Below are 26,421 nucleotides of genomic sequence, written 5' to 3' on the forward strand. Positions count from 1 at the left end.
CGTGCGTCTGCCCGATCCGTTCGGCCTCGTCCGCGCGGTGGCCGAGCCGATCGCCGCAGTCGCGCGCGGTGCGGCAGCTCCCGGGCGACGCTCGTGGACCTCCGGCGAGCGCACCCACCTGGAGGTGCGCGGCCTGCACGAGCCGGGCCACGAGGCGGCAGCGCAGGTGCTCGTGCGCAGCCTGAGCGAACAACCCGGCGTTCGGGACGTCATCCTGAACTCGGTGCTCGGCCGGGTCGTCGTCGACCACGACCCGGAGACGACCGGGGTCCGGGAACTGGCCGAGGTGATCTCCGCGGTCGAGAAGGAGTGGGCACTTCAGGGCCGCGCGTCGACGAGCGACGTGCACCCGGGAAACCCGGCGCCGGTCCTGCGTGAAGTGGCCGCAGTCGGTGCCAACGTGCTCGGGCTGTCCTACTCCGCGCTGGGCCGGCTGCTGCCGGGGCGGGCGTTGCCGCCGGTGGCGCCCGCGCTCGCGTCGCTCATCGATTCCACGCCGGCGCTGCGTGCCGGCGTGGAATCGGCGCTGGGGCGCTCCGCCACGGACACGGTCTTCGCGGCCGGAGGCGTAGTCAGCCAGACGCTGGCGCGGCGGCCGGTCGCTCTCGCCACCGACGCGATCTACCGGTGGTGCCTGCGCCGGGAGGTGACCGCCCGCCGCGACGCCTGGGAACGGTGGGAGCCGGAAACTGAGGTACACCGGCATTCCTCCACGGCGACCGAGGCGGTACAGCGCCCCCGCCCATTGCCGGTGGGGCCGATCGAGCGGACCGCGAACGGAACGGCAGCGTTCGGCCTCGCGGGAGCAGCCGGGGTGCTCGCGGCCAGCCGCAGCGCGGACCGGGCCATGGGCGTGCTGCTCGCCGCCGTGCCGCGCGCGGCGAAGCTCGGCCGCGAGGCGTTCGCCGCGCAAGTGAGCACCGACGTCTCCACGAGCGGGTGCCTGGTTCTCGAGCCGGCCGCACTGCGACGTCTGGACCGGGTGGACCGCGTCGTGCTCGACACTTCGCTGCTGCGCACCGGCCGCAAGGTCGTCGGCGAGGTCACGATCACGGGCGCCGCCGACCGGGCCGACGTGCTGCGCACGCTCTACGACCTCGCGGACCCGCAGCACCCTGGCGGCGGATCTCACGAGTGGACGGTGCACGCACGGGGCGACGTGCTCCGCGTGCACCACGACGGAACAATCGTGGCGCGGGCTGAACTGGAGGACGAGACCCACCCGCTGGCCGAGGCCGTCACCGCGGCCGCCCGGCGGGCCGGCGAGGTCATCGAGGCGGAGCCGGGCACACTGGGCGAGCAGGTGCGGAGGCTGCAGGCCGACGGCCACGTCGTCGCGGTCGTGTCGGCTGATCCGGCCGGGCTTGCCGAGGCGGACGTGGGCCTCGGGGTGGCCGACACCGATCGCAGCGTGCCGTGGACCGCGCACGTCCTGTGCCCCGGACTCGCGCAGGTGTGCACGCTGTTGGACACGGTCGAGCCCGCCCACCGCGCCAGCCGCTACAGCGCGGGACTCACCGTCGCCGGATCGGCGCTCGGCACGCTCTTCGGGGGTTTCGGTCCACAAGAGACAGCGGCTTCGCGGGGATCGTTCCCGGTCCACTTCGCCACGTTGCTGGCGCTGGCCACCGGGACCTGGACGGGGGCGGAGGCCGGACGGCGGCCCGAGCCGATCCCGCTCGACCGCACGCCGTGGCACGCGATGTCACCCGAGGCCGTGCTCAGCCGCCTGAAGACCAGCGACGACGGGCTCGCCGCCGAGTCGGCGGAACGCCGCCGCACCGAAGGCCGAGCCGAGCCCGAGGGGCTCGGGCTGGCCCGCGCCTCGGCCGACGAGCTCGCGGGCCCGCTGACCCCGGCGCTGGCCGCCGGCGCCGGCGTGTCGGCCACACTCGGCTCGATCACCGACGCCGTGCTGATCATCGGCGTGCTCGCCCTGAACGCGCTCATCGGTGGTGCCCAGCGGCTCGGCGCCGACCGCGAGCTGCACCACCTGCTCGACACGAGTGCGTCGCAGGTCCGGCTGCGCCGTGCCGGCACTTCGACGACGGCGCGAGCCGAGCAGCTCGTACCCGGCGACGTAATCGAATTGCGGCCCGGCGACGCGGTACCCGCCGATTGCCGGCTCCTCGACGCCTACGGGCTGGAGGTGGATGAGTCGAGCGTGACTGGCGAGTCGCAGCTCGTCACGAAGAGCGTGCCCGCCAGCGCGGCCGACGCGGTCGCAGATCGCTCGTCGATGCTCTACCGCGGCACCGTGGTCGCGGCCGGACACGGCACCGCGGTCGTCGTCGCGACCGGCGAACGGACCGAGGCAGGACGCACGGCACAGGTGAACGGAGCAGCGCCCCCGGTCACCGGAGTCGCCGCCCGGCTGTCCGAGCTGACCCGCATCACGCTGCCGGTGACTCTGGGCGCCGGCACCGCGCTGCTGCTGGCCGACCTCGCCCGCGGCAACGCGATCAGCCAAGCGCTCGGCCGGGCCGTCGGCCTGTCGGTGGCCGCGGTACCCGAAGGCCTGCCGTTCGTCGCCACGATCGCCGAACTCGCCTCGGCCCGGCGCCTCGCGCACCGAGGTGTGCTCGCCCGCAGTCCGTCGACGATCGAGGCACTGGGCCGGGTCGACCTGCTCTGCTTCGACAAAACCGGCACGCTCACCGAGGGCCGGATCCGTCTGCGCGAGGTCTCCGACGGCACCACGGGACGTCGCCCGGACGAGCTCACGCTCCACCTGCGTGACGTGCTCGCCGCCGCCGTACGGGCGAGCCCGTGGCAAGCGGAGGGACAGACGCCGCACCCCACCGACCGAGCCGTGCTCGAGGCCGCCGCCACCCACGGCGTCGAACCCGGGCGCGGCGTGGGAAAGCTGACCTGGCTCGCCGAGCTGCCGTTCGAGCCGACCCGCGGCTACCACGCGGCACTGGCCGACACACCGGACGGACCCCTCCTCAGCGTCAAGGGCGCCCCGGAGGCGGTCCTCGCCCGCTGCGCGGGGCCGGACGGCAACCTGCTCGGCACCGTCGATCGCATGGCACGACAGGGATTCCGGGTGCTCGCGGTGGCCGAGCGCCGGGTACCCCGCGACGGGATCGACCGGGCCGAGCAGACTGAGCGCATCGAGTTGACCGAGGACGACATCCACGACCTGACCTTCCGCGGCCTGCTCGTCCTCGCCGACCCCGTGCGGCCCACCGCGGCGCGGGCCATCGCCGAGCTGGGCCACGCCGGTGTGCGGGTCGCGATGATCACGGGGGACCACCCGAGCACCGCCGCCGCGATCGCGGCCGAGCTGTCCCTCGGCACCGGCGAGGCGGTGATGACCGGCGCCGAGGTCGACGCCGCCGACGACGAGCAGCTCGCCGCCCGCATCGAAGACGTCACGGTGTTCGCGCGCGTCAGCCCCGCGCAAAAAGCGCGCATCGTGCAACAGCTCAACGGCCTCGGACGGGTCGTCGCGATGACCGGTGACGGCGCCAACGACGCGCCCGCGGTCCGGCTCGCGCACGTCGGCATCGCGCTCGGGGCCACCGCAACGCCGGCCACCCGTGAGGCCGCGGACCTGGTCCTGACGGACGACCGAATCGAAACGATCACCGACGCCATCGCAGAGGGCCGCGCGATGTGGGCCTCGGTCCGCGACGCCCTGTCCATCCTGCTGGGCGGCAACCTCGGCGAAGTCGCCTTCACCGTCGGCGCCGGCCTGCTGAGCACCCGGGACGCCCTCAACGCGAGGCAGCTGCTGCTGATCAACCTGCTGACCGACGTGCTCCCCGCGATGGCCGTCGCCGTCCGCCCGCCGCCACACGCGAGCGCGGACGACCTGCTGCGCGAAGGCCCCGAAGCCTCACTCGGCGCGGTGCTCACGAAGGACCTGATCGCCCGCGCGTCGACCACCGCCGGTGCAGCCCTGGCGGGCTGGCTCGCCGCGCGCACGGTCAGCACGCCCCAGCAAGCCAGCACCACTGGGCTGGTGACACTGGTCGCGGCCCAGCTCGGCCAGACGATCGCCGTACGCGGCCGCACCCCCCTCGTGGTCGCGGCCGGCGCCGGCTCCCTGCTGACCCTCGCGGCGATCGTCCAGACGCCCGGAGTCAGCGGCTTCTTCGGCTGCCGCCCGCTGCTGCCGCACCAATGGGCGCTCGCCCTCGGCGCGGCAGCGACCGCGACCGTCGCGCAGGCCGCCGCCCAACGCGTCCTCGCCCACGCCTGAACCACCGGATTTCCCAACGCGTTCACCGGGCCGCAATCCCGATTCCGTCTTTCCCTCACCCGCAGCGGGTTTCGTCCCCTCGAAGCCCCCGTGACCCGAGGAGACCACCATGGCCGAGTTCTTCGCCACCGTCCTCGCCAAGCTCGGCGCGAACCTCATCGAGTCCCTCGTGCTCAAGCTGGCGCAGGCCCTCTTCACCCACGCGTTCACCCCCGCCGACGCCGCCTGAGGCGGCGCCGCGCGACCATCGAGATGTGAATACCGCTCGCCGGCAAGGAGCGGCGCTCTCGGCGCACTGACGGGAGCCCGCGACGGCACGTGCAGCCGAAAACCGTTCCCCGGTCTCCGGCTGAATCGACCCGATGCCGGCCAAGCCCGACAGCGGACGGCGGCCGACAAGCGGGATGACGTGGTCACTGATCCTGGCTGTGCTCGGAACCGACGGCCGGATCAGCAACGCCGACCTCCCTGCGCGCGCGGGCCGGTCGTCCGCACCCTGCCCTGCGCAGGGTCCGCCGATCGGAGAGAACCTGGGCGATCCCGCGCCGACGTCGATCCGGCCGTCACCGGTCGCGGTCTGCGAGTGTTTCCCGTCGTCCGGCTGCCCGAAGTCGTACGCACACACCACATCATCGCCACGCTACGACTACCTGCTCCACGTTGGGCGCCGACCCGAGCGGCTACGAAATTCCACAGCAACCGGCTCGCCGACCTACCTCCCGCGGGAGCGGTGACGGCTAGGGCGTGTCTGACAATGCCCTGGTCCAGGTGACCACGGCGTGTTCTGACCCAGCGCGGTGTCCCCTGCGTCAGCTGCCTGCTCGAGCTCCTCGTCCAGCGGGCCCCGCCCGGCTCCTCAACAGCACTGGTGCGAGTGGTGGCCTCCGCAGTGCAACGGGTTGGACCATGCGCTCCGTCTCCCCATCACCGGCGGCCCAGGCCGATACCGAGGGCGCTGGCGAACTAACAGCTCGCGCGAGACCGACGGAGGGCGACGCCATGACCGTTCCTACAGCTGACGGCACGGTGCGCATGCTGCTGCTCGCCGCCGAGTTCGACGGGCCGGGCAACGTTCAGCTCGACACGGTCATCCCTTACCACGTCGGTGCCGACGGCATCGTGTACTGGAATGCGCCCTGCGAATCCGGGTTGACCTTCGTGCTGCTCAATGTCGATCCCACAGACCTGTCCAGCGGTGTTCTGCACCAGCGGCCCGACGGCTCCGAAGTTCTGCGAACGATCGACGGTTACCGCCTGGAGGTCGACAACGGAAATGGAGTGGCGGTCTTCGCCCCGAACGGCCAGCGTCGATCGATGACCGGCATCTTCCTCGTCAAGCCCTAGGCTGCACGCCGCGGGCCGGCAACCGCTTCCGCGTACACCCGGTCGAGCTGGTGCAGGCGGATGTGCCGGAGCGCTTCGCCGAACGTGGAGGCGTTGTACCAGAACCAGCCACACCCGTCGCACTGGCAGTGCCAGCGGTTGCATTGGCCGCAGTACTTGTTGCTGGCGTGGTGGCGGTTGTTCATGATGTCGCTTCTTCCGGGCTGAACGGGACTCGTTCAGTCTGGCGGGCAGAAGGTGTCCGCGTCGTCACGGCCAACGGGCATTTCCCAGTCCCGGGTGCCGGGGGCCTGCTCTACCGGCTGGCCGGTATCAGCCCGCGGCGCTGCTGGGCTGCTCCGCGAACGGGACGGCCGCCTCGATCCTCGTGCCGTCCGCGGGCGGGCTGGTCAGTGGCTATTCCGTGGTCTCGTGTCCGCTCGGGCGCTCACCGGAGGACTCCTGCGTCGACGGGACGGGTGGGGGTTCCGCCGGCGGTGAAGAGGTCGGCGAGGGTGGGCGCGGCGGTGCCGACGAGGTGGTGGCCTTGTTCGAGGTAGGCCTCGGTGGTGGCGAGAGTGGCGTGGCCGAGGTCCCGGGAGATCTGGCGGATGCGGATGCCGTGGGCTTCGGCGCACCGCTGCCGAAAGGGCGCGACGGCAGCGGCTGGCGGCTGGCTTAGCAGCGCCCGACCTGACAGACCCGCTGGTGCCGTGCCGGGAGCTGAGCAGCGGGACCATCCGCCTCGCCAGAGTCCAAGGCTTGGCTACATCCAGATCAGCTCGACCTCGCCGGGCTGCTCACCCGCGAGCATGCCGAACTGGGCGCTGACGGGGTCCGAAACGCGCGGTCATTCCACCGTCGCGGCAGGGTCACGCCGGCCGCGGCAACCGCCTCGGCGACCGTCATACCCTCGGGCGGGGACGGCCAGGTCCTCTTCGGTCGAGTCGTTGTAGGGGCGTCGGGGTCGTCGTAGCACCCGGTTGAGCGTTGATGCCGGGTTTCAATGGGGTGGGTCGATGAGGCGGGCGGGTGTGTGGAGGTCGCCGCGCCAGAGGTAGAGCGCGAGGAGGGGGACGGCGTCGGTGTGGATGGCGTGCGGTTGGGTGGGGGCGTGGTGCAGGACCGTGCCGGGTTCGCGTGCGACGTAGGGGGATTCGTCGGTGGACCAGCGGGCCCTGGTGAGCGGCACGTAGACCTCGTCGGCCGGATGCCAGTGAGGCGGGTAGTGCACGTGGGGGCCGAGCAGCAGGACGCCGAGCGTGACCAGGCTGGCGGGGTCGACGGCCACGGGTAGCGCGGCGGCGGGGCCGAGCAGCGTGCAGTGCGCGTAGCCGGGCAGGAAGCGTTCGTTAGGTGGATTGCTGACGTACGTGGTGGTCTGCGTCCATCGCGCGGACCTCAGCACCTGCACCAGTCCGGTCACGTGGTCCGCCAGCGCGATGCGAAGGGCTTTCGGCAGGTTACGTAGGGCAGGCAGGGCGGCGCTCGGCGCCGCAGGCGCGACCGGCGCGGTCGGGTGCGTGCTGCGCAGGTCGGCCGCGTGCTCGGGCAGGCCCTCGCTCGCCAGCCGCCGAGCCAGGTCGGTGACCAGCGCCGTCACCGCGGCAGTCGCCGGTGTGGAGCTTCCTGCCGTCACCGAGTCATCTCCCTGCGGTCGCTGCGACAATCCGGACTGATCGACGCTGGTGGCACGTTCTGCTCGCCCATACTCCCGGACTTAATCACGTCTGAGCTGTCACACCTCGAGGGGCTACCTCGTCTCCCTGATGAGAGATCAAAACGAGGCGACGAGGGCATGGTCGCGAGCAGGTGCGCGCAACCCACCACTGTTCGAGGCCGAAAGGCCTGAGAGATCGGAACCATGGTCATTTCGCCTGGTTCGTACTGCGTGCTCCACCGCTGATACCTGTGATCCGGACTTCGGGTCCCAGTGAAGTCCCGGCGAAGGCACGAGGTACACGCAGCCTAGAGAGGATGAAATGTCTGCTGTCAGCAACATGAGGCAGAAGGATCTGCTGGAAGTCGTTCCACCGTTCATCGCGCCGGGTTCCTCCGCGATGATCCGGATACTCGAGCTGCCGCCGGGGGACCCTGGTATCGCTCCCCATCGTCACTCGGGCCCCGTTTTCGGCTACATGCTCGAGGGCGAGATGCTGTTCGAACTCGAGGGTGAGGCGCCCTATCCGGTCAAGGCGGGAGAGGCTTTCTGGGAACCGGGGGGCGACGTCATCCACTACACGATCGCAAACCTGCTCGCCGACAAAACGAGCCGCCTCGTCGTGGTCGCGATGATGACCCCGGGGGTCGAGATGCTCACCATGGTCAGTGATGAGGAGCTCGCAGCCAAGGCGAGCAAGCGGATTCCTGCGCCGAACCGGTAGCCATCCGACCTGACCGGTCGGCACGATCGATCGCCGGTCGTCGCGCGCCGCCCTGGCTCGGAACGCGGGCCGAGCCAGGGCGGCTTCCGATGGTTCTCACTCCGGGCCGACGATCCGAGGGATAACTCGAAATCGGCTACAGCGGGCAGATCTGCAAAAACCTATCCGCCGGCAAGGCCGCACAAAACGAATCGGAGAAACCGTGACCAACATCCAGCGCGTCAGCATCGACAAGCAGCACCCGACCGCCTACAAGACCCTCATCGCCGTCGCCGCGGAGGCGGACACCAACGCCGCCGCGGCGGGCCTTGACCCGCTTCTGGTCGAGCTGGTGAGGATCCGCGCCTCCCAGATCAACGGCTGCGCGTTCTGTCTGCGCATGCACACCGGTGACGCCCTCAAGAAGGGCGAAAACCCCGACCGGATCGCCGTGCTGCCCGCGTGGGAGGAGACCGGCTACTTCTCCGCGACCGACCGCGCAGCCCTCCGGCTGACCGAGGCGATCACCCGCGTCTCGGACGGACACGTCCCCGACGAGGACTACGCCGCCGCCGCGGCCGTGCTCACCCCCGAGCAGGTATCTGCCGTCGCCTGGCTGGTCATCGTGATGAACGCCTTCAACCGCGTCGCCATCACCAGCCGATACCACGTCGCCGGCTGACTGTGACGATCGCGCGTGCTGCCAGGTGGCAAGCTCGAGCGCGATCTGGTTGACCGAGTCCTCGAAGTAGATCGAGTGACAGAACCCGCGGTCCAGCTCGCTCTTGATCTTGACGCCGTTGTCCTCCACGAGCTCTTGCCCTTCTGCAGCTCCGCCTCGGAGAGGACTGTGATCGCGAGGTTGTTGCCGGCACGCGGAGCGGGTGGCGTGGTCGTCATCGAGCTGGTGGGAGTACCTGGCCGAGCAGCTGGAGACCGGCGACCCCTGATCGCGGCGGCGAGCTCGTCGTTGGGGGCGGGACCGGTGGTCGAGGCGCGCGGGGCACGCATTTGGCTCGGCAGCTTCCGTCACCGATTGTCCGTCGTGCGTGCTGAGCCTGACCCGGTAAGACGAGGCGTTTGGAGTCGTAGCTCTTGTGGGGCAACGGGTTTCACCTTTTGCTGACTGGTACTGACTCGCCGCGGAGTGCCACGGTGGATCCCGAGATCGTTGACAGAGCGTGAAACCTGGAGTGAGGCCATGTCCCGACCCCTACCGGCGGGTTCGCCGTGAGCGGGCCGCTGTTGCTCGCCTGGCTGCTCACCGCGGTTTTCGCGCTGCTCGCGCTGCCGTGCGTGCTGCGGCTCGTGCAACTCGACTACGCACGGCTGGGCCACGGCCTGCGCCACGCCAACCTCGCCGAGCTGCTGCTCGTGGTCGCTATGGTAGCGATGCTCTCGCCCGTCGGCGGCCCGATCCCCGCGGCGGGCTGGCAGGCGGTGTTCGTGCTCACGGCGGCCTGGTTCGGGTTCGCCTGGTGGCGCGGCCGCGGTCAGGCGCACACCGCGAGCTGCGGGCACCACGCGCTCTCGGCCGCGGCGATGCTGTACATGGTGACCGCGATGCCCCACGGCGGCATGGCGCACGGGCCGTGGCTCACGATGTCCACAATGGATACCGGGCTCGCGCTACCGCTGCTCGCGGTTGTCGGCGCTGGCTACTTCCTCCTCGACGCCGCGCGGTCGGGAGTGGCCGCCGTGCGGACTGCCCGGGTGGCGGCGCCGGGGCTGACGTCGCGGAAGGTGTACCGCGCGGTGATGGGCGCGGGTATGGGGTACGTGCTGCTGGCCGCCACGTAACTGTCCGTTGCCGGACGCGGCGTCAGCCGATGGCGACGCCCTCGATGTACGCATCAATCGTCGAGTCGGCGCGGTTCTTGGCCCTCAGATGCGTTCTCCAGTCCCCGACGAGCGCTCTGATGTCATCGGGGTCCAGCACCTCCTCCGGTGTCTCAGCTGCGGTCATGCGATCAGTCGTACCCGGAAGATCCCTTGGGTTCCAAGCGCTGTGCTAATTGCTGACAGTATGCCAACAGGCACCACAAGATCAACTACAGTCACCGTTTGTGCATTCAGGACCGCTATTTGAAGACAAAGAGTGGGCCGGGTCGGGCTCGAACCGACGGCCAAGGGATTATGGGTCCTCCTGAGTCCAGCGGTGTGCTGACCTGCGAAAACGCAGGTCGTCGGCGAGCGTTCCGGCCATAATCCCTTGGGTTTGGCAGGATCCCCCAAATTGGGTGATCAGAGTCAGCGACCACCGCCCCTCGGATCCACGGCCCGACGACAGTATCGCGGTCTTGCCGTCCTGGGGCCGTCGTCGAGGCGTGGTCCAGGCCGCGGCCGTCGAACTCGTCGACGGCGGTGGCCGTTCCGCTCCAGTGCGGAACAGCCTGCACGCTCACCGGTTCCTCGGCCTGGACGTCGGAAAAGGCGAGCGTCACGCGGTCGGTCTCGACCCGGACGGCGAACGGCTGCACAACGCGCCGCTGCTCAGCACTTAATCGAAACTGAAGGCCTTGTTCGACAAGCTCACCCAGCACGGACCACTGCTGGTCGTGGCCGACCGGCCCGCGACGATCGGCGCGTTGTCCGTCGCGGTCGCCCGCGCCGCAGGCCATCAAGTGGCTTATCTGCCCGGGCCGGCGATGCGCCGCATCGCGGACCTCTACCCAGGCCGCGCCAAAACCGACGCCCGGGACGCGTTCATCATCGCCGACGCCGCCCGCTCCCTGTCCGACACGCTGCGCCCGGTCGACGTCGGCGACGAAGCCCTGGCCGAGCTCGATGTGCTGGTCGGATTCGATGACGACCTGGCCAGCGAAGCCACCCGCAGCGCCAACCGCATCCGCGGCTTGCTCACCGGCATCCATCCCGCCCTCGAGCGGGCGATCGGACCACGGATCAGTCATCCGGCGGTGCTGGAGATCCTTTCCCGTTGCGGCGGACCAGCCGGGATCGCCCAGGCCCGCCGCCGCAAACTGACCGCGATCGCGAAGGCCCACGCGCCGCGCATGGGCGACAAGCTCATCGACGCGATCATGACCGCGCTGGCCGAACAGAGCGTCACCGTCCCGGGCACCGCAGCCGCAGACACCGTGCTCCCGAGACTGGCCGACAGCCTCAAAAGCGTCCTTCAGCAACGCAAACAGGTTGCCGAGGAGGTTGAGGGGATACTCTATGCGCACCCTCTTGCCGGGGTCCTGGCCTCGATGCCCGGCATCGGCGTCAGGACCGCCGCCCGCATCCTGCTCGAGTCGGCGAGGCACAGCGTCGCCCTGATCTGCCTGGCCCGCCGCCGCTGCGACGTCCTCCTATGCTCCGCAACCACACCCACTACCGCCACCCCGAAGCCGCTCTCGCCCCTGCCGCGGCTTGACAACCACATCGGGGCACCCCCCGCGGAGCGCGGTGCCGAAGCAACGCTCGACGCCTCGCGAAGATGAACTAGTCGTCGCGTTTACCCAGGTCGCGGGATAATGTAGACGTGAAGAGCGGGTCGTGTCTGTATCAATCCGAGACGTTAGCGGTGACCTCCCGACAGAAACTCGAAGCGCCGCTCTCGAGACATCTGCACAACTTGCTGTGTGTGTTCGGTCGACCCTTGAGCCCACTGTAGAGGCGACTGCTACCTACGCCTGGCGGTCATGCCGGAGAGACGCGCGGACGTGCACCTCACTCCGATCAGCAACAGGTCGATGGTCGGCCGCAGGCGCACGACCCATTACGGTGCGGGCGCGGACTTCAGCAAGACGGCGCGCAACCGGGCGAGCTCGCGCGGGGCGTTGCACGCGAGTGCGCCGGTGAGGGTGCCGCCGTGGAACCGCCGTGCCAACGGCACGGGACGTCCGACATCAACACCCGCATCCACCAAGCCCTCACATGCGGCCCTCGTCACCGAGCAGGACTTCGTCGCCGCCGAGCAAACACGCGCAGCTCGATCAGCTAGCGACGGCCGTGCGGGGTGTCCGAGAACCGTCCACATGGGAGATCTCCCGTGTGGACGGGTTCAAGTCGCGCTCTGCGGGCGCGCACCGCCGCTCTCCCGCCACCAGCTGCGCATCGCCGCGCGAGTACGGCAAACTCATCGACGACGGAACGGCCATCGACCCCGCATGCCGCATCATCTCACTCGAAGAGAGCTCCACGAAGCCCGACGACGCAACACCAGTCCCCAACCCGCCAACTGAGGCCGCGAGGTGTACCGCCGGCACCCCGCGGGCGGTACACCTCGATCGACCGCGGAGGTCCGTGGCCATCCCGCCGTCGGAAGTCAGCGCGAGCGGCACAGCGAGACAGTCAGTCCGGCGCCGGTGACGTAGTCAGGCTTCGCACGCCCGAGCTGACGACGGCGAGCAGGGGCACCGCAAGCAGGGCACCGACGATGCCGGCGGTGACGAGCCCGGCGGCGAGGGCGAGGACCACGGCCAGGGGGTGCAGCCGGACGGCCCGCCCGAGCAGCAATGGCTGCAGCACGTGGCTTTCGATTTGCATGACACCGACGACGACGGCGAGCACAATGACGGCCGCCCAGACGCCGTTGGCCACCAGTGCCACGAGGACGGCGATCGTGCCGGCGATCACCGAGCCGATGACAGGGATGAACGCGCCGAGGAAGACCAGCGTGCTCAGCGGAGCCGCCAACGGGACTCCGACGATCACCAGTCCGAGGCCGATGCCGGCGGCGTCGACGAACGCGACGGCGGCGGTGCCGCGGATGTACTGCGCGAGGGTGGTGAATCCACTGCGGCCGGCGACGTCGACGCGGCCGCGCAGGCGTGCCGGAACGGCCTTCAGCACGAATGCCCAGATTGTGTTGCCCTGGGCGAGGAAGAAGATCAGGCAGAACACCACCAGCAGGAACTCGGCAAGCAGTTCCCCGACGGTGACCGCGGTGGTGAGGGCGCCCGAGGCGATCGCCGACTTGTTCCGGCCGAGCATGGCGGTCAGGTTGCCGAGCATCTCGTCGAGCTGGCCCTGGCTCAGGTGCAGCGGCCCGGTGCGCAACCAGGTGTGCAGGTCGGTCAGGCTCGTGGTGAACTGATCGATCAGCCCGGGCATGCCCACAGTGACGCTGATGACCACGAACGTCACCACACCACCGGCCAGCACGATTCCCACGACCAACACGATCGCGGTCGCCAGCCCACGCGGGACCTTCTTGCCCGCCAGCCAGGAAACGGCCGGGGAGAACAGGCCCGCGAGCAAGAGCGCCACCGCGACCGGGACCAGCACTGAGGCCAGCTTGACGGCCAGGAAGCCCACGATCGTCAGACCGCCCGCGACGATCAGCGCGCGCCAGCCGACGGCGGCCGCGACCCGGAGCCCGTAGGGAACCGCGGACAGCACCTCTTCTGAGGATTCGCTCTTCCGGCTCACCGGCCGATCGGTTGTCATGAGCGTCCGCCTTCCATGGCTCAGTACCCGTCCCGGCAAGGACGTGGCCGGGTCCAGCGTGCCTCGTATGTCTCCACGCCGCCGAGCGGCGAACGGCCAAGCCCGCGAGCCGGGCCACCGCAGCCGGAGCTCTTATTTCGCGTGCCGTCGGGATCACGTAGTGTCACGTAGTGTCCTATCGCCATACACGGCCTGTTTTTCGAACAGGAGACGACACGCAGTTCGACCAGTGAGGAACGACCGGGGCCGCGGCGAGTGAAGGTTCTCGACCGTGATGACATCGCTTCGTCGTCGACGAAGGCAAAAGCTTCGGCTCCGGTAACGCTCACGTTCACTGTGTCGGCGTCCACTTCCCGGACACCGGCGAGGTGAAGTTCTACGACAAGAGCAGGGTAATGACCGTCGACCGATCCGGTCTGTGAAGCAGCGTGCTGTCCGGCGCCGAAACTGGTTCGTCGTGACCGACTGTCTGCGCACCCGGCCGCGGACGGCATCCGTCTGATGTGGACCGTTCCGATGCCCTGACTCCGGCGCAGCTCGCTCGGCACGGTCGTCCCGAAGATCTTTCGCCGCTTCCGCGGCACGTCCACTACTGACGTGTTGGCGGCCGGAACCCCGTGGGCGGAGCGCCGTACCCGCCGTGTGTTTAGACTGTGGTCTAGCAAAAGGGGCCCATGTGCACCAGCTCACCCTCGGCGTCGTCGCGCATTCGCGGAAAGCGGACGAACGCCGGTTGCCGATCCACCCACGCCACGTCGGACGAATTGACGCCGGCCTCCGTGACCGCATCTACCTCGAACACGGCTACGGCGAAGACTTCGGCGTAGCCGACGCACAGTTGGCAGGCACCGTCGCCGGGATGCGTACGCGGGAACAGCTCATCGCCGAGTGCGACATCATCCTGCTGGCCAAGCCGCTGCCGCAGGACGTCGCGCAACTGCGGCCGGGCCAGGTGCTGTGGGGCTGGCCGCACTGCGTCCAGGACCGCGAGCTCACGCAGCAGGCCATCGACAGCCGGTTGACGCTGATCGCCTTCGAGGCGATGAACCACTGGAACCGTGACGGCTCGTTCGGCCTGCACGTCTTCCACAAGAACAACGAACTGGCCGGCTACTCCTCGGTGCTGCACGCCCTGCAGGTGATCGGCTCGACCGGCGACTACGGCCGCCGGCTGCGGGCGGCGGTGATCGGCTTCGGGGCGACGGCGCGAGGTGCGGTGACCGCGCTCAACGCGCACGGCGTGCACGACGTGCGCGTGCTCACCGGCCGCGACGTCACGGCGGTCGGCTCGCCGATCCACTCCGCGACGATGGTGCAGTTCGAGCACGACGTGAACAACCCCGACGACCCCCGCCGCAGCCACGCTCTGACCGACCGCGGCCGGGTACCGTTGGCGGGGTTCCTCGCCGCGCACGACATCGTCGTCAACTGCGTCCTGCAGGACACCGCCGCGCCGTTGACCTTCCTCCTCGAAGACGACCTCGCCGCGTTCGCACCCGGCAGCCTCATCGTCGACGTCTCCTGCGACGAAGGCATGGGCTTCAGCTGGGCGCGGACCACCACGTTCGCCGAGCCGTCGTTCGTGGTCGGCGACGGCATCACGTACTACGCCGTCGATCACAGCCCGTCCTACCTGTGGAACTCGGCCACGTCGGAGATCAGCGAGGCCCTGCTCCCGTTCCTGGGGACGGTGCTCGGCGGACCGTCCGCATGGGACGGTGACGAAACTGTCCGCCGCGCCATCGAGATCCGCGACGGTGTCGTCCGGAATCCCGCCGTCCTGGTCTTCCAACACCGCGCGGCGGAGTACCCGCACCTCGTGGAGTAGAGGACTGCGACCGGCCCCTCCGCGGGAGGGGGACCGCGGCAGCACCCGTTGTGGCAAACCCCACCGCCCGGCTGGTGCTTCCGACATTCCGCAGCTACCGCAGGCTGGGAACTCGCTCTGGCCGACCTCGTCCTCAACGGCGAACATGTCGGCGCCAACGCCCAGTACCCCGGAATGCGTCACACTCTTCAACACTCAGCGCAGTCGTCGTGTACGCTCGGTGTTGACCGAGAGCATTTCGTGCGCGAGTGATCGAACCTGCGCCGTCCTCGGCCCCAGTCCGGCCGGCAATCAGCGGCCGGAGACGGGAGCACCGACATGCCGTCGGGCCCGAACACCACACTCTCGACGCAACCGGTCACCGAGCCCCGTCTACGGCTGAAACCGGCGGCACCCACCACCGGACACGTCGACGGTGCATGGTGGCCCCGGTCCCGCGATCTGGCCGCCGAACTGCCCGCGCTGCTCGCGGCGCTGGCCGCTCGGCTGGGACGCATCGACCGGGTCACCTACCACCTCGGCGACTGGCCGGATCCACCCCGCGACGTCACCTTCGGTGAGAGCGTCATCCGGCTCGAGGGATTCCGGTCGCAGCCATCCGCCATCTTGACGGTCATCGGCTGGGACCAGCACCGAACGACCCTGCTGGTCATTGCCGCGGAAACCGGCCCCGACGCCGCACAGCACGCCCTCACGACCGCCGCGGACCCGGACAACACCAGCGACAGCACACATCTGCTGGCCGCCGGGCACAAGCACACCAACAGCCGCGCGCCACTGCACTCCTGAACCACCCCGCCCACCGGGCAGCACCCACGAAAGGATCCTCTGATCAGTACGTCCACACTGGACAATTCGATGTTCAGCCACCCCATCGCCGAGCAACCCCGGCCCGGAGCGCTCACCACCTCCCCGGACGACCGGTACGGGAGCCTGTTCCGCCAGCCGGTCTACACCCCGACACCGCCAACCGACGGCGGGACAGCACGCGGCCCGCAACGGCGCCCCGGCACGGCGAGCACGTGGGCACGCGACCCGTCCCGACGCCGCGCCCGTCGATGACACCGGGCCCAGTGGCAACAGGCCGGGCGTGGGTTTCCACCGTCATGACTGCCGGGGCGAACGCGAAACCGGCTGGCGCCGTCACAGAGACCGGCGGTACGGCCGCAGTTGCGTGCGCGGCCTGCCAGCATGCCCAACACACGCACGATTCAATCGCACGCCGTTACTGCACGGCCACCGTGGCGGGTGGGTTCAACCGCCGATGCGTCTGCGTCGGCGGGCACTGCGAACCTGAGAAGGAAACATCATGACCACGGAAATCGCGTTTGCGTCCCGGTACGACCTGCGCGTCAAACTGGTGCGAGATGTTCTGAAAGAGAACACGAAATTGTCGGACACCGCCTGTCAGGCCCTTGCCGTGCAACTACTGCACACCATGGACACGATTCCCGAACAGATGCGGTAAACAACCGATGTGCGTCCGGCCCTGTTGGGGCCGGGCGCTCCCATCAGCTGCACACATAGCGATCGTGCTGCCCTACCCGGGCAACCAGCGCCGTCATTCGCGGCTGCCATGCCGGCGCTGGGCGACTCGCCTCCTCGGCGCCGTTGGTGTGTGTGCGCCGGGATGACGTGGAATCATTTCAGCCGCACGGAGGTGGCCTTTCAGCACGAGGTTGCGGTGGGTGATCGCCCAGCCGCCACCGAGGAGGTAGCTGATCCGCTCGACCTGGCCCACGCGGTTTGCAAAGCGGTGACGACGGCGAGCGATCCGGTGTCTGCGTCGCGGGAGCGCGGCCGCCATGCTTCCGCCGCCGGTCGTCATTGTCAGCGGCCTTCCGGCCGGGTGATGCTGCGGTGTTTGCGGGCGGGTGCGTCGGCGAGCGGGCCACGCTCCAGTTTGCCGAACCCGCTAGGCGTGAAGGTGTAGCCGGGATTGAGCTTGCGGGCCAGGCGTTCGGGTTTGGCTAAGGGATGTCTCGTAACCCGGTGTGGGTCTGGTTGCCTAGATAGTTGATCATGGTGTGGTGCAGGTGATCTCGGCGTCGCGGTCGGAGTGGATTGCCCCGTTCACAGGGTTGGAACCGGGTCAGTTCCGCAAGTTGGTGCGGATCGTGGCGAAACGTGGCGGTGACGAGATCGCCGATGGCCGACCTGGTCGTCAGTGGCGTCTTGACCTGGCCGATCGTGTGCTGCTGGTCGCGACGTACTGGCGGACGAACCTGACGATGCGCCAGATCGGGCCGCTGTTCGGGGTGTCGCATTCCGCGGCGCATCGGGTGATCGACACGATCGGGCCGCTGCTGGCGCTGGGCCCGGTCCGCAAGTGGCGGATCGACGCGATCGCGATCGTGGACGGCACCCTGGTGCCGACGCGGGATCACCGGCTGGCAGCACCGTCGAAGAACTACCGGTACTCGGGCGTTCGTGCAGGTCACGATCGACGCTGACACCCGGTTGGTGATCGCCACCGGCGACGCGCATCCGGGCAACGCAGGCGACTGCACCGTCTACCGCGCCTGCGGCATCGAGCAGAAGTTGGCGGGGCGTTCGGTGATGGCCGACGGCGGCTACCAAGGCAATACCGAGGTGATCATGCCCTACCGCAAACCCCGTGACCGCAGCGATCTGCCCGGCTGGCAGGAAGACCTCAATGCCGGCCATCGCAAGATCCGGGCCCGTGTCGAGCACGCGCTGGCGCGGATGAAGTGCTGGAAGATCCTGCGCGACTATCGCCGCGCCGCCAGCACCCTGAACGACACGGTCTCCGGCATCGCGCATCTGCACAACATCCTCCTCGCAGACTGATCCGCAACACCAGCCCCACCAACCACAAGAGCAGTTACGAGACATCCCTTAGCGGACGTCGGTGGCCCAGCCGATCTTCTCGAAGAGCCAGATGATCCGGGCGGACCGAAGCCATGATGGTCCCGCGGTCGACACCCGTCACACGGACCTGAGGTGCGGCTCGGTTCAGCTGCTTCCCTGCCGGTGCCTGAACGGGAACGCATAGTGCACAAACGATCGTTCGCGAACAGGTGGCTGATCGACGTTTCCGCAGGCCGATCTGTAAAGCATCCCGCGTCCGCGCCAACGTCACGTTCTCGAGGGTTCTCGGCCTGGACCATGCGGATCGGCTACGGACACATCCACGGGGTCGACTCACCGCGCAGGCCTGGAGGGTAGGTCAAGGAACGCCAGCAGCCGCAGGACTCCGGGCGAGGTGGTCGAGGTCGTGCCGGAGCGCGATCACGTCGTGTGGTCCGCGCCGAGGACGGTGGGATGCTCGCGCGTCCGGGCCGGTCCGCCGGAGAACCGGCAGCGGGCCGAAGTAATCCGGGCGTCTACGTAGCAGGCGCCGAAAACAACGCTTGGTCGCGTCCAGCTGGTCAGGGCTGGTCGTCTTCGTCGAAGTGCTCAGTCTCGTGCAGCAGGGTGATGACGTCCGCGTGGTGTTCGATGGTGGTGAGCAGTTGGCGGGCGGTCGCCTCGTTGGGCCAGGCGTCGATGGAGATCGGGCCGAGCAGGTAGCCGGTGGACCACAGCTGGGTGAGGATGTTCGCCGCGCAGTGCTGCATCCGGGCGAAGTACTCGGGGTCGCCGGCGGTTACGATCCCTGTCGGGGCATCGCCGAGGCCGAGGACGAGTTTGTGGGCCTGCTCGTAGAGGGTGTTCGGGTCGGTGTCACCGCCGCGCTCGGCGAACGTACGGGTGCGTTCGTCAGGCTCGCTTGGCGCCAGCGCCTCAGCGTCGGTGCCACAGAAGTTCTGGTAACACGACGCCGCCTGTTTCCGCCTACGGAGTAAGCGGGTGCGCGTTCTCGATCCGTACTTGCGGCGGCGAGAACGAGCTCGGCGACGTGCGCACTCTGCCCGACACCGACGTCGGCCGCACGAGGAGGCAGTGCGTTGACCCAGAGGAAGACCAGGCGAGAGTCGCGAGCCGGCAGGTCTGTTCTGCTCACTTTGGCAACAGGGCAGTTCGTCATGGCCCTGGACACCACCGTGATGAACACCGCAATCGCGACCGTCGCCAAGGACCTCGGCACGACCGTCACCGGCATCCAGACGGCGATCACGCTCTACACGCTGGTGATGGCCTCGCTCATGATCACCGGCGGGAAGCTGGGCGAGATCCTCGGCCGCAAGCGCTCGTTCTCGATCGGCTGCGTCGTGTACGCGTGCGGGTCGTTGACCACGGCCCTGGCACCGAACCTCGTCGTCCTCATCATCGGCTGGTCTTTCCTGGAAGGCCTGGGAGCGGTGCTCATCATGCCGGCGATCGTGGCGCTCGTGGCGTCGAACTTCGGCAAACCCGAGCGTCCCAGGGCCTACGGTCTGGTCGCGGCGGCGGGCGCTATCGCCGCCGCGCTGGGCCCGGTGATCGGAGGCGCGTTCACGACCTACGCCTCGTGGCGCTGGGTCTTCGCCGGCGAGGTGCTGATCGTGCTGGTGATCCTGGTCCTGGTCAGGCGCGTGAACGACACGCCGGCCGAAAAAGGGACCAATCTCGACCTCGGCGGCACCGCGATGTCCGCGCTGGGACTCGGGATGATCGTGCTCGGTGTCCTCGTCTCCGGCAGCTGGGGTTTCATTCAGCCGAAGCCCGGCGCCCCGACGTGGCTCGGACTCTCGCCGGGGATCTGGCTTGTGCTCGCGGGCGGCGTGATGTCCGCGGTCTTCCTCGCGTGGGAAAAGCGGCGTGTCACGCGACATGAGGGCGCGCTCGTCGACCCGGCGCTGCTGCGTGTCCGCCAGCTGCGCAGCGGTGTCGGCTCGTTCCTGTTCATGTTCCTCGTGCAGGCCGGCATCTTCTTCACCATCCCGCTGTACCTGTCCGTCGCTCTCGGGCTGTCAGCGGTGGAGACCGGCATCCGGCTGCTGCCCCTGTCGCTGACGCTGCTGCTGTTCGCGGTAGGCATCCCGAAGCTGCGGCCCGACGCCTCGCCGCAGCGGGTCGTCAGACTCGGGTTCTTGGCCGTCTTCGCGGGCAGCGTGCTCCTCGTCGTGCTGCTCGACGTCAGTGCCGAGGCAAAGATCATCACCTGGCCGCTGCTGCTTGCCGGTGCGGGCCTGGGTGCGCTTGCGTCACAGCTGGGCAGCGTCACGGTGTCGTCCGTGCCCGACGAGATGAGCGGCCAGGTCGGCGGCCTGCAGAACACCGGAACCCAGCTCGGCGCGTCGATCGGCACCGCGCTGGCAGGCGCTGTCGTGATCTCCGCTCTGACCGCGTCCTTCTTCGCCGGCATTCAGGACAACCCGGAGGTGCCTGCCGATCTCGCGTCACAAGCGCAGACACAGCTGTCCGGCGGGGTGCCGTTCCTGTCCGACGACCAGTTGAGAGTCGCACTGGACAACGCGGACGTCCCTCCGGCGACGGTCGACGCGGTGGTGGCGACCAACGCCCAGAGCCGCATCGCGGGGCTGCGGTCGGCACTGGCGGTGCTGGCGATGCTCACGCTGCTGGCACTCGCCGTCACCGGCGGCATACCCAGAGAACAGCCCGGTGCTCGCCCCAAACCGAACCCTCCGCCCGGGTAGCGCAATCTCCTCCGACAGAGGGCCGTCACCCGCCGCGGGCACGCCCGGCCCGCAGGTAATCGTTCGCGGCCCCGCCGAATTCACTGACAGGGGACATAGGCACTTCCTCGCGCTGTCGTGATCTTCCTGTCTTTCCCGTTGCCGATCGTGGTACCCCTGCACGGCCAGGTTATGCACCCGGCGAATCGATACTGGTCAGGCCGGCCGCGTCGAGCATGTGCCGGCAGTACAGCGGTTCCCCGACCTTGGCAGCGGTAGCCATTCGGCGAATCCGCGTGCCTGCGGGGTGTCTTCGATCAGCATGGTTGTCCACGTGCACCCGGCGCCGTGCTGCGCCGCGCGCAGCGCCCGTACGCGCCGGTCACCGTGCATCCAGTCCGGCCCGTCGGTGAACCAGTCCAGGCGGGAGAACACGGCGAGGCGAGGACCCGCCCGTAGCCGCGGCGCCGAACCTCGCCGTCGACCTGGACGTGCTCGAGCGCCCCGATGCGGTCCTCGGGGCATACCGCCCGCGTGCCCTCTCCCGCCCTCAGCCGCGCCGACGACATGATGACCGCGCTCTGCGGCACCGGGCTGCCCCACGACGACATCAAGCGGGTCGACGGCGACCTCGGCGTCCCCTGTGCGGCCGCCTGCTGCGGTTCCTCAACAGGCGCGGCCCGCGACCCCGCTCGGCCGGGCAGCGCTGGCGCGAGTGGTGACACCCGGGTGCGTCCGTTTGCAGAGTGGGCGTAGCGCTGCAGCCTTCGGCGGCGATTCAATGGCGACGCCACCAGGAGGAACAGTCAGATGACCTTGTACTCAGGCTTCATCGAGACGATGCCCGCACCTCGCTCGCAGGGTGTGAGCCGCCGGTTCGCGCGCGTCGGCGAAGCCACCCCGCAGCCTGTCGTGTTGCGGCACGCGGTGCACGACGACACCGACTATCCGTTGTGCGACAGCACCTTGCGCGTCGTCATCCGTAGCATGAGGCCGTTCGGCGCGCAGGTTGGTGGTATGAACCTGAGGACCTGCCCACGATGTGCGGCGCTGGCCGCCGACAGACCGAACGACGAGTGGTCCGAGCTGCGACGGCATGCCGGCCCGAACTGAACGACGCCATGATCGACGAGCCCAGACCCCGGACCCGGGGTTCGACACGAGCATGTTCGTCGCTCCTGCGCGGGCGGACCCGTTCCCTTTAGGCGGTGAAGACTTGCGGCGTCGCCGGTCATGGGGCCGCTGGGTGATTCGCGCCCTTGTTGTGAACCGTCTGGCTGTTGACACCAGAAATGTTGGTGTCAGTGACTGGAGAATGGCACACGGTGTTCACCAGGGTGGATCTTTTCGAAGAGGCGGAAAACTCCTCAGGAGGCGGCTTGGACGAGTTCCACGATGGTGCCGTCCGGGTCGCTCGTATACTGGAAGATTATCCCCTTGGCCGGGCCCTCCTGCCTGATCCGCGGCGCCCCGTGGCCGCGCCATCCAGCTGCAGCGCAATCCCGCGGCACAGCCTCGATGTCGTCCACGAACAACGCAACGTGCATCGAACCGACATCAAAGGGACGTGGCCGCAAATGCTGCCGATCGGCCGGCTCCGTGTACTCCAACAGCTCGATCTGGCCTCCGCCACCGGGAACCTCGAGAATGGCGAACGACATGGCGCCTCCACGGACACCCGTGATCTCTTCGAGCGCCTCGCCAGCCACTTCATCGCGCATCACGACCTTGAGCCCGAGGACGTCCCTCCAAAAAGACAGCGACCTTTCGAGGTCGACGACCGTGATTCCCGTGTGCGCGGTACCAAGGACTTGAAATGACATGAGAACTCCGAACGGCTTCGACCTTCCTGGGACACCTCCCACCGTAGCCACAAGCTGATCGCCGAGGTCCTTCTCTCCTCGCAGCGCGCCGAAGGCCGGCCCGCAAAAGCCAGGTCAGCTCGCCGTGGTGCCCGGCGCGTCCTCGTCGAGCACGGCCTGGACCCGGGCTGCGTCGTGGAAGTCCGGCAGGTACTTCTCCTGGTCTTTTGCGCTGGTACCACTCCTGAGCGGCCTGCTTGCTCATCTCCAGCGCCACACCGATCTCCGGCCAGCTGGCCCCGGCCCCGCGGGCATCACGCATCACGTACCAGCGGCTACTGCTCAGTATCCGGGCCAGCCGGTGCGCCGCCGCCAGCTCCTGCAGCGGCGTGACCTCCGCCGTGACCGCCACGGCCGGCTCCCACAGCCTGCGATGGTCCTCGTCGACAGCCTGATCCGCGATCTGCTGCCACCGCTGCCGACGCCGGTAGGTCTCGCGCACAGCGAACAGCTCCCGCTCGTCCCCGGACCGCACGATCCGCTCCACGTCCGTCCCGGAGGGCAGGACCCAGCCCTCGATGAGTCGAATGAAATCAGCCATACGTCACCCTCTTGACGCTCACCACTGCATCAAGACAGCCTGACGAACAACACCGCGGTCGGCCCAGCTTGGCCACAAAATTCGGTTCCGTCACAGTATGGCGCCTTGGGGTGGTGGGCATCCCAAAAGCGCCGGCGGTGACCCCCAGAGTTGGTCAGGCGCCGAGGCGACTGTAGAGGCGGCTGGCCAGGGAGGCGGCCAGCCGGTTCAACTCACCTGGCGGATCGAGCTGCGCGAACTGCCCGAGCAGCTCCGCCGCCGCATAGGCCTCGGCCTCCGACAGCACCGTCACCCACCGCTCCCGCCACCCTGCTCCAACAACGACTTCATCGGGCCGCGACCCCGAGCTCGCCGGCGCCCCTGGCCGAGCCGCTCGGCAGCCGCCACGGTCGTGCTGGACGCTCTGCTCGCCGGCGACCCGGGTACCGCGGCCGCCGCGGTGCAGCAACGGCTCGCGATACCCGAGGACATTGCCCCCACCGACACGGCACGGCTACTGACGGAGCTGCTCGACCGCAGGCTGATGAGGCGGACGTGCGTGCACCCATCGTGCTGGACGCTCCCGTCCCGCTCACTCCCCGCTCGCGCGCGGTGGGGCTGTCGAGCGTGGCCTGCTGACCGATTCGGCCGTGCGGTCGCGATTGCGAAACGAGTTCGGTCGGCGTGACCTGCCGGTCCGCCGAGCGCTGCGCCACCAGCCGGGTTGGTGCTGACCGTCCCGGTGCGGAACGGTCAGCACCAACCCGAGTGAAGAGCCATTCACGACGTTAGTCTTCAGCGTTCACCCGGCTTGCCGATCTCCATGCTTGTCCTGCGTCCGGTCGCTACAGCACCGAGCAAGGCGACGTGATTTCAAGAGCGCGCCGTCACGGGTGGACACCGAAGGGGCCGAGGAGATCCTTGTCGATCCGGTGGGACTCCAGCATTGCGAAGGCGTTGTCCACGGTGAAGACGTCGGCGGCGGCCAGCGTGCCGGTGTACTTGGCGATCACCGGCTCGGCGGCCCGGCGGGAGACGGCGTCGAGGTAGGTCTTGAAAATCGCCCACGCGTTACCGCTCGCCCCGTACTTCTGGAAGTAGGGCGCGGGGTCGACTGTCTCCGAGGCGTCGCGGACCGCTGCATCAAGGTCTGCGAGGTACTGCTTCTGGAGGTAACCGTCGGAGCGGGCACCCAGGCGTCCGAGGTGCCCGCCGACCAGGGTCTTCCAGGGATATCCCATGGCGATGTCGTGCGCTTTCACCCAGGCGGGGATGTCCTGGGAGACGGCGAGGCTCTTGAACGGCACCCAGCCCGGAAAAATCACGTCCACGACCATGAGAGTCTGATGGCCCGGTGCATGGATGAAGATGTTGTCAGGCGAATGATTCGGGCCGTGGTACGTGAGTTCCAGGCGTTCAACCCCCACGTTGAGAACGTAGCGGTCGTCGAACGTCTCCGTCGGGACCGGCCGGTTGGGATCTCCGGCGGTACGAAGCAGTCGGCGGGTCTCCGCGTGCCCGATGCGCACCACGTCCGAACCCAGAATCGCCGAGGCGCCGATGTGATCGGCGTGGGAGTGGGAGTAGATCAGGTGCGTGACCTTGTTGGGCATACCGTTGGCTTTGGTGACGTCGTCGATAGCCCGCAAGAGGTTGTGCCCGATCGTCGGCGGAGCGTCGACGAGCACGACTCCTTCAGAGGTGGTCAGGAACATAGCCTGGTAAAACGAATCGGTCACCCAATAGAGGTTTCCTTCGATCCGGCCGACGTAGTAGCCGTTCGCGTTCAGCGCAGGCCCCGCCGAGGCGGAGGGAACCGGTGCGAAGTCCGGCAGCGTGCCGGACTCGGAGGCACTGGCCGAGCTCGGCATGGTGGCGCCGAGCAACCCCGTCGCCGCGGGTACGACGGCGGCAGCAGCCACCGTTTTCAGCACCGCTCTGCGGCTGGTGGGTTCGGAGGTTTCGGACTTCGTCGTCAAGGTGCATCCTTTGCAGGGGACAGTGATGGAGGTTTCCGAAAGCGTGTTACTCGGTTCACCGCAACCTCAAGCACTGATGAACACAGTTCACTCAGAGCCGATGACCCGAGGGCAAAATAGACAATTTACACGAATTGAAAATGTACATCTACCGCTTTTGGCAAATGCTCGAGTGGCGAGGCAAGCCCAAACCGTCGGCGTTCACGGTAAAACGGTGCACAGGATCCGGGCCACGCCCACGCTGCCGTACCTCGCCTTGGTGTGCTTCACGGCAAAACCGTATGAAATTTCAAACACGTGTGTCAATACTCAAAAAACAAAAAGTAAATTGTTGGACCAGCGCGCGTATAATTCCCCACTGAAAGGAGTATCGAATACTGACCCAGTTGGCGGCAACTGTGTCTTTCACCTCACTTCGGGACGAAAGACGCAGCGTGGGAGCGCAACGGCTGGCCGGCGTTCTTGCCGGTCTTGATGGTCAGCTTCAAGGACGCTGCCGGTCTTAGCGCCTCCGGCGCCTTGCACGCCGTTACGTTCCGACGATCTCACTCAGCGCAACACCCCCGCAGCCCTGGCGCAGTCGCCGCTGCGAGGGTCAGGTTCGGCAATCTGGCGGAACCGTATGCCATGTCGTCTGCTTAGTCTCGCCGACATCGACCACAAAGTTGCGAGAGGGGACCATCATGGACACGGGATCAGCGAGAAATGTCGTGCTCGTGCACGGCGGTTTCGTCGACGGGTCCGGATGGCGTGGAGTCTATGACCTGCTCACGCGCGACGGCCACCGCGTCGCTGTCGTGCAGAACCCCACCCTGTCGCTTGAGGGTGACGTCGCAGCGACACGGCGGATCATCGATGCACAGGACGGGCCAGTCGTTCTCGTCGGCCACTCCTACGGCGGGGCCGTCATCACCGAGGCGGGCACACACCCGAACGTCGACGCGCTGGTGTACATCGCGGCGTTCGCCCCGGACGCGGGCGAATCGGTGAACACGCTCATCGTCGACCCGCCGCCCGGCGCGCCCGTGCCGCCGATCCTGCCACCGACGGAGGGTTTCCTGTTCCTGGACCGAGAGAAGTTCCACGCGTCCTTCGCCGGTGACCTGCCCGCCGAGCAGGCCGCGTTCATGGCCGATTCGCAGGTCCCGTGGGGTGTGGACGCCCTCGGCGGATCGATCACCGAACCCGCCTGGCGAGCCAAGCCCAGCTGGTACCTGATCGCGACCGACGACAAGATGATCCCACCCCCCGCGCAGCACGCGATGTCCCAGCGGGCCGGCTCGACCGTGGTCGAAGTGGCCGGCAGCCACTCCATCTACGTATCGCAGCCCGCCGCGGTCGCCGCTCTCATCCAGCAGGCCGCGGCCGCAATCGTCGCGGGGTGACAGGCAACGCGAACCATGGCGACGGTTTACCG

Annotated in this window: 21 protein-coding genes and 2 pseudogenes; 15 read left to right on the top strand and 8 right to left on the bottom strand. The window is 68.5% G+C overall.

The features are described from left to right. Position 1: 1 nt before the first annotated feature. Complete coding sequence (locus AB0383_RS45365) at positions 2-4,210, top strand: HAD-IC family P-type ATPase (protein ID WP_366190636.1); 4,209 nt, start codon at positions 2-4, stop codon at positions 4,208-4,210. Between the two features lie 1,026 nt (positions 4,211-5,236). After that, entirely contained in the window at positions 5,237-5,554 is a 318-nt protein-coding gene (locus AB0383_RS45370; RefSeq protein ID WP_366190638.1) for a hypothetical protein, read from the top strand. On the opposite strand, the gene AB0383_RS45375 is transcribed toward AB0383_RS45370, so the two are convergent. Beyond that, positions 5,551-5,739 (bottom strand): hypothetical protein, encoded by a 189-nt coding sequence (locus AB0383_RS45375; protein WP_366190640.1) that lies wholly within the window; start codon positions 5,737-5,739, stop codon positions 5,551-5,553. The two genes, AB0383_RS45370 and AB0383_RS45375, sit on opposite strands and share 4 nt — an antisense overlap. Positions 5,740-5,921: 182 nt before the next feature. Here AB0383_RS45375 and AB0383_RS45380 point away from each other — a divergent pair, with 182 nt between their 5' ends. Next, positions 5,922-6,215: a hypothetical protein gene (locus tag AB0383_RS45380; protein WP_366190642.1), complete on the top strand. Its 294-nt coding sequence runs from the start codon at positions 5,922-5,924 to the stop codon at positions 6,213-6,215. A gap of 321 nt (positions 6,216-6,536) precedes the next feature. Here AB0383_RS45380 and AB0383_RS45385 read toward each other — a convergent pair whose 3' ends face one another. Next, on the bottom strand, positions 6,537-7,172 hold the full coding sequence (locus tag AB0383_RS45385; protein ID WP_366190644.1) for a dimethylsulfonioproprionate lyase family protein: 636 nt from the start codon (positions 7,170-7,172) through the stop codon (positions 6,537-6,539). Positions 7,173-7,515: 343 nt separating this feature from the next. Between AB0383_RS45385 and AB0383_RS45390 the strand changes: the two genes are divergently transcribed. The 3 genes from AB0383_RS45390 to AB0383_RS45400 all read left to right on the top strand — a co-directional run bounded on the left by AB0383_RS45390 (position 7,516) and on the right by AB0383_RS45400 (position 9,696). After that, the gene (locus AB0383_RS45390; protein ID WP_364187340.1) at positions 7,516-7,917 is read left to right on the top strand and encodes a cupin domain-containing protein; all 402 of its coding nucleotides are present in this window, start codon (positions 7,516-7,518) and stop codon (positions 7,915-7,917) included. A 202-nt stretch (positions 7,918-8,119) separates the two neighbouring features. Next, the gene (locus AB0383_RS45395) at positions 8,120-8,578 is read left to right on the top strand and encodes a carboxymuconolactone decarboxylase family protein (RefSeq protein WP_364187342.1); all 459 of its coding nucleotides are present in this window, start codon (positions 8,120-8,122) and stop codon (positions 8,576-8,578) included. A 548-nt stretch (positions 8,579-9,126) separates the two neighbouring features. Further along, complete coding sequence (locus AB0383_RS45400) at positions 9,127-9,696, top strand: DUF5134 domain-containing protein (RefSeq protein ID WP_364187345.1); 570 nt, start codon at positions 9,127-9,129, stop codon at positions 9,694-9,696. 22 nt (positions 9,697-9,718) lie between these two features. Here AB0383_RS45400 and AB0383_RS45405 read toward each other — a convergent pair whose 3' ends face one another. Then, positions 9,719-9,862: a hypothetical protein gene (locus AB0383_RS45405; protein WP_364187348.1), complete on the bottom strand. Its 144-nt coding sequence runs from the start codon at positions 9,860-9,862 to the stop codon at positions 9,719-9,721. Between the two features lie 415 nt (positions 9,863-10,277). On the opposite strand from AB0383_RS45405, the pseudogene AB0383_RS45410 reads away from it, so the two are divergent. Then, a pseudogene (locus AB0383_RS45410) lies at positions 10,278-11,275 on the top strand (IS110 family transposase). Between the two features lie 920 nt (positions 11,276-12,195). Here AB0383_RS45410 and AB0383_RS45415 read toward each other — a convergent pair. Next, a complete protein-coding gene (locus AB0383_RS45415) occupies positions 12,196-13,293 on the bottom strand; it encodes an AI-2E family transporter (protein WP_364187351.1) in 1,098 nt (365 codons plus the stop codon). 676 nt (positions 13,294-13,969) lie between these two features. Here AB0383_RS45415 and AB0383_RS45420 point away from each other — a divergent pair. The 5 genes and pseudogenes from AB0383_RS45420 (at position 13,970) to AB0383_RS45440 (ending at position 17,932) form a co-directional block, all read left to right on the top strand. Then, on the top strand, positions 13,970-15,121 hold the full coding sequence (locus AB0383_RS45420; protein ID WP_364187353.1) for a N(5)-(carboxyethyl)ornithine synthase: 1,152 nt from the start codon (positions 13,970-13,972) through the stop codon (positions 15,119-15,121). Between the two features lie 318 nt (positions 15,122-15,439). Further along, positions 15,440-15,910, top strand: coding sequence for a DUF5994 family protein (locus AB0383_RS45425; protein ID WP_366190648.1), 471 nt, complete (start codon positions 15,440-15,442; stop codon positions 15,908-15,910). A gap of 317 nt (positions 15,911-16,227) precedes the next feature. After that, positions 16,228-16,434 carry an RGCVC family protein gene (locus AB0383_RS45430; protein WP_364187359.1) on the top strand — a complete coding sequence of 69 codons (207 nt, stop codon included), beginning with the start codon at positions 16,228-16,230 and terminating at the stop codon, positions 16,432-16,434. Further along, the gene (locus tag AB0383_RS45435) at positions 16,431-16,589 is read left to right on the top strand and encodes a DUF6307 family protein (RefSeq protein ID WP_366190651.1); all 159 of its coding nucleotides are present in this window, start codon (positions 16,431-16,433) and stop codon (positions 16,587-16,589) included. Before AB0383_RS45430 ends, AB0383_RS45435 begins: the two co-directional genes overlap by 4 nt. A gap of 562 nt (positions 16,590-17,151) precedes the next feature. Continuing rightward, positions 17,152-17,932: pseudogene (locus tag AB0383_RS45440) on the top strand (transposase family protein). Between the two features lie 581 nt (positions 17,933-18,513). On the opposite strand, the gene AB0383_RS45445 reads toward AB0383_RS45440, so the two are convergent. Beyond that, complete coding sequence (locus AB0383_RS45445; RefSeq protein ID WP_366190653.1) at positions 18,514-18,702, bottom strand: hypothetical protein; 189 nt, start codon at positions 18,700-18,702, stop codon at positions 18,514-18,516. A gap of 387 nt (positions 18,703-19,089) precedes the next feature. Here AB0383_RS45445 and AB0383_RS45450 point away from each other — a divergent pair, with 387 nt between their 5' ends. Continuing rightward, on the top strand, positions 19,090-20,664 hold the full coding sequence (locus AB0383_RS45450; protein WP_366190655.1) for an MFS transporter: 1,575 nt from the start codon (positions 19,090-19,092) through the stop codon (positions 20,662-20,664). Between the two features lie 789 nt (positions 20,665-21,453). After that, positions 21,454-21,756, top strand: a complete 303-nt coding sequence (locus AB0383_RS45455; RefSeq protein WP_366190657.1) for a hypothetical protein — start codon at positions 21,454-21,456, stop codon at positions 21,754-21,756. Positions 21,757-22,010: 254 nt separating this feature from the next. Here AB0383_RS45455 and AB0383_RS45460 read toward each other — a convergent pair whose 3' ends face one another. The 3 genes from AB0383_RS45460 to AB0383_RS45470 form a co-directional block, all read right to left on the bottom strand. Then, the gene (locus AB0383_RS45460) at positions 22,011-22,466 is read right to left on the bottom strand and encodes a VOC family protein (RefSeq protein WP_366190659.1); all 456 of its coding nucleotides are present in this window, start codon (positions 22,464-22,466) and stop codon (positions 22,011-22,013) included. Between the two features lie 734 nt (positions 22,467-23,200). After that, positions 23,201-23,338: a hypothetical protein gene (locus AB0383_RS45465; RefSeq protein WP_366190661.1), complete on the bottom strand. Its 138-nt coding sequence runs from the start codon at positions 23,336-23,338 to the stop codon at positions 23,201-23,203. A 574-nt stretch (positions 23,339-23,912) separates the two neighbouring features. Continuing rightward, positions 23,913-25,004 (bottom strand): MBL fold metallo-hydrolase, encoded by a 1,092-nt coding sequence (locus AB0383_RS45470; protein ID WP_366190663.1) that lies wholly within the window; start codon positions 25,002-25,004, stop codon positions 23,913-23,915. A gap of 683 nt (positions 25,005-25,687) precedes the next feature. Here AB0383_RS45470 and AB0383_RS45475 point away from each other — a divergent pair. Continuing rightward, on the top strand, positions 25,688-26,389 hold the full coding sequence (locus AB0383_RS45475) for an alpha/beta hydrolase (protein WP_366190665.1): 702 nt from the start codon (positions 25,688-25,690) through the stop codon (positions 26,387-26,389). Positions 26,390-26,421: the final 32 nt, after the last annotated feature.

This window comes from Amycolatopsis sp. NPDC051373, assembly GCF_040689465.1.
Taxonomy (GTDB): Bacteria; Actinomycetota; Actinomycetes; order Mycobacteriales; family Pseudonocardiaceae; genus Amycolatopsis.

Coding starts and splice junctions, on each gene's coding strand:
- AB0383_RS45375 (WP_366190640.1), bottom strand. CDS start 5,739: ATGAACAACCGCCACCACGCCAGCAACAAGTACTGCGGCCAATGCAAC.
- AB0383_RS45390 (WP_364187340.1), top strand. CDS start 7,516: ATGTCTGCTGTCAGCAACATGAGGCAGAAGGATCTGCTGGAAGTCGTT.
- AB0383_RS45405 (WP_364187348.1), bottom strand. CDS start 9,862: ATGACCGCAGCTGAGACACCGGAGGAGGTGCTGGACCCCGATGACATC.
- AB0383_RS45415 (WP_364187351.1), bottom strand. CDS start 13,293: ATGACAACCGATCGGCCGGTGAGCCGGAAGAGCGAATCCTCAGAAGAG.
- AB0383_RS45425 (WP_366190648.1), top strand. CDS start 15,440: ATGCCGTCGGGCCCGAACACCACACTCTCGACGCAACCGGTCACCGAG.
- AB0383_RS45430 (WP_364187359.1), top strand. CDS start 16,228: ATGACTGCCGGGGCGAACGCGAAACCGGCTGGCGCCGTCACAGAGACC.
- AB0383_RS45435 (WP_366190651.1), top strand. CDS start 16,431: ATGACCACGGAAATCGCGTTTGCGTCCCGGTACGACCTGCGCGTCAAA.
- AB0383_RS45445 (WP_366190653.1), bottom strand. CDS start 18,702: ATGCAGCACTGCGCGGCGAACATCCTCACCCAGCTGTGGTCCACCGGC.
- AB0383_RS45455 (WP_366190657.1), top strand. CDS start 21,454: ATGACCTTGTACTCAGGCTTCATCGAGACGATGCCCGCACCTCGCTCG.
- AB0383_RS45460 (WP_366190659.1), bottom strand. CDS start 22,466: ATGTCATTTCAAGTCCTTGGTACCGCGCACACGGGAATCACGGTCGTC.
- AB0383_RS45475 (WP_366190665.1), top strand. CDS start 25,688: ATGGACACGGGATCAGCGAGAAATGTCGTGCTCGTGCACGGCGGTTTC.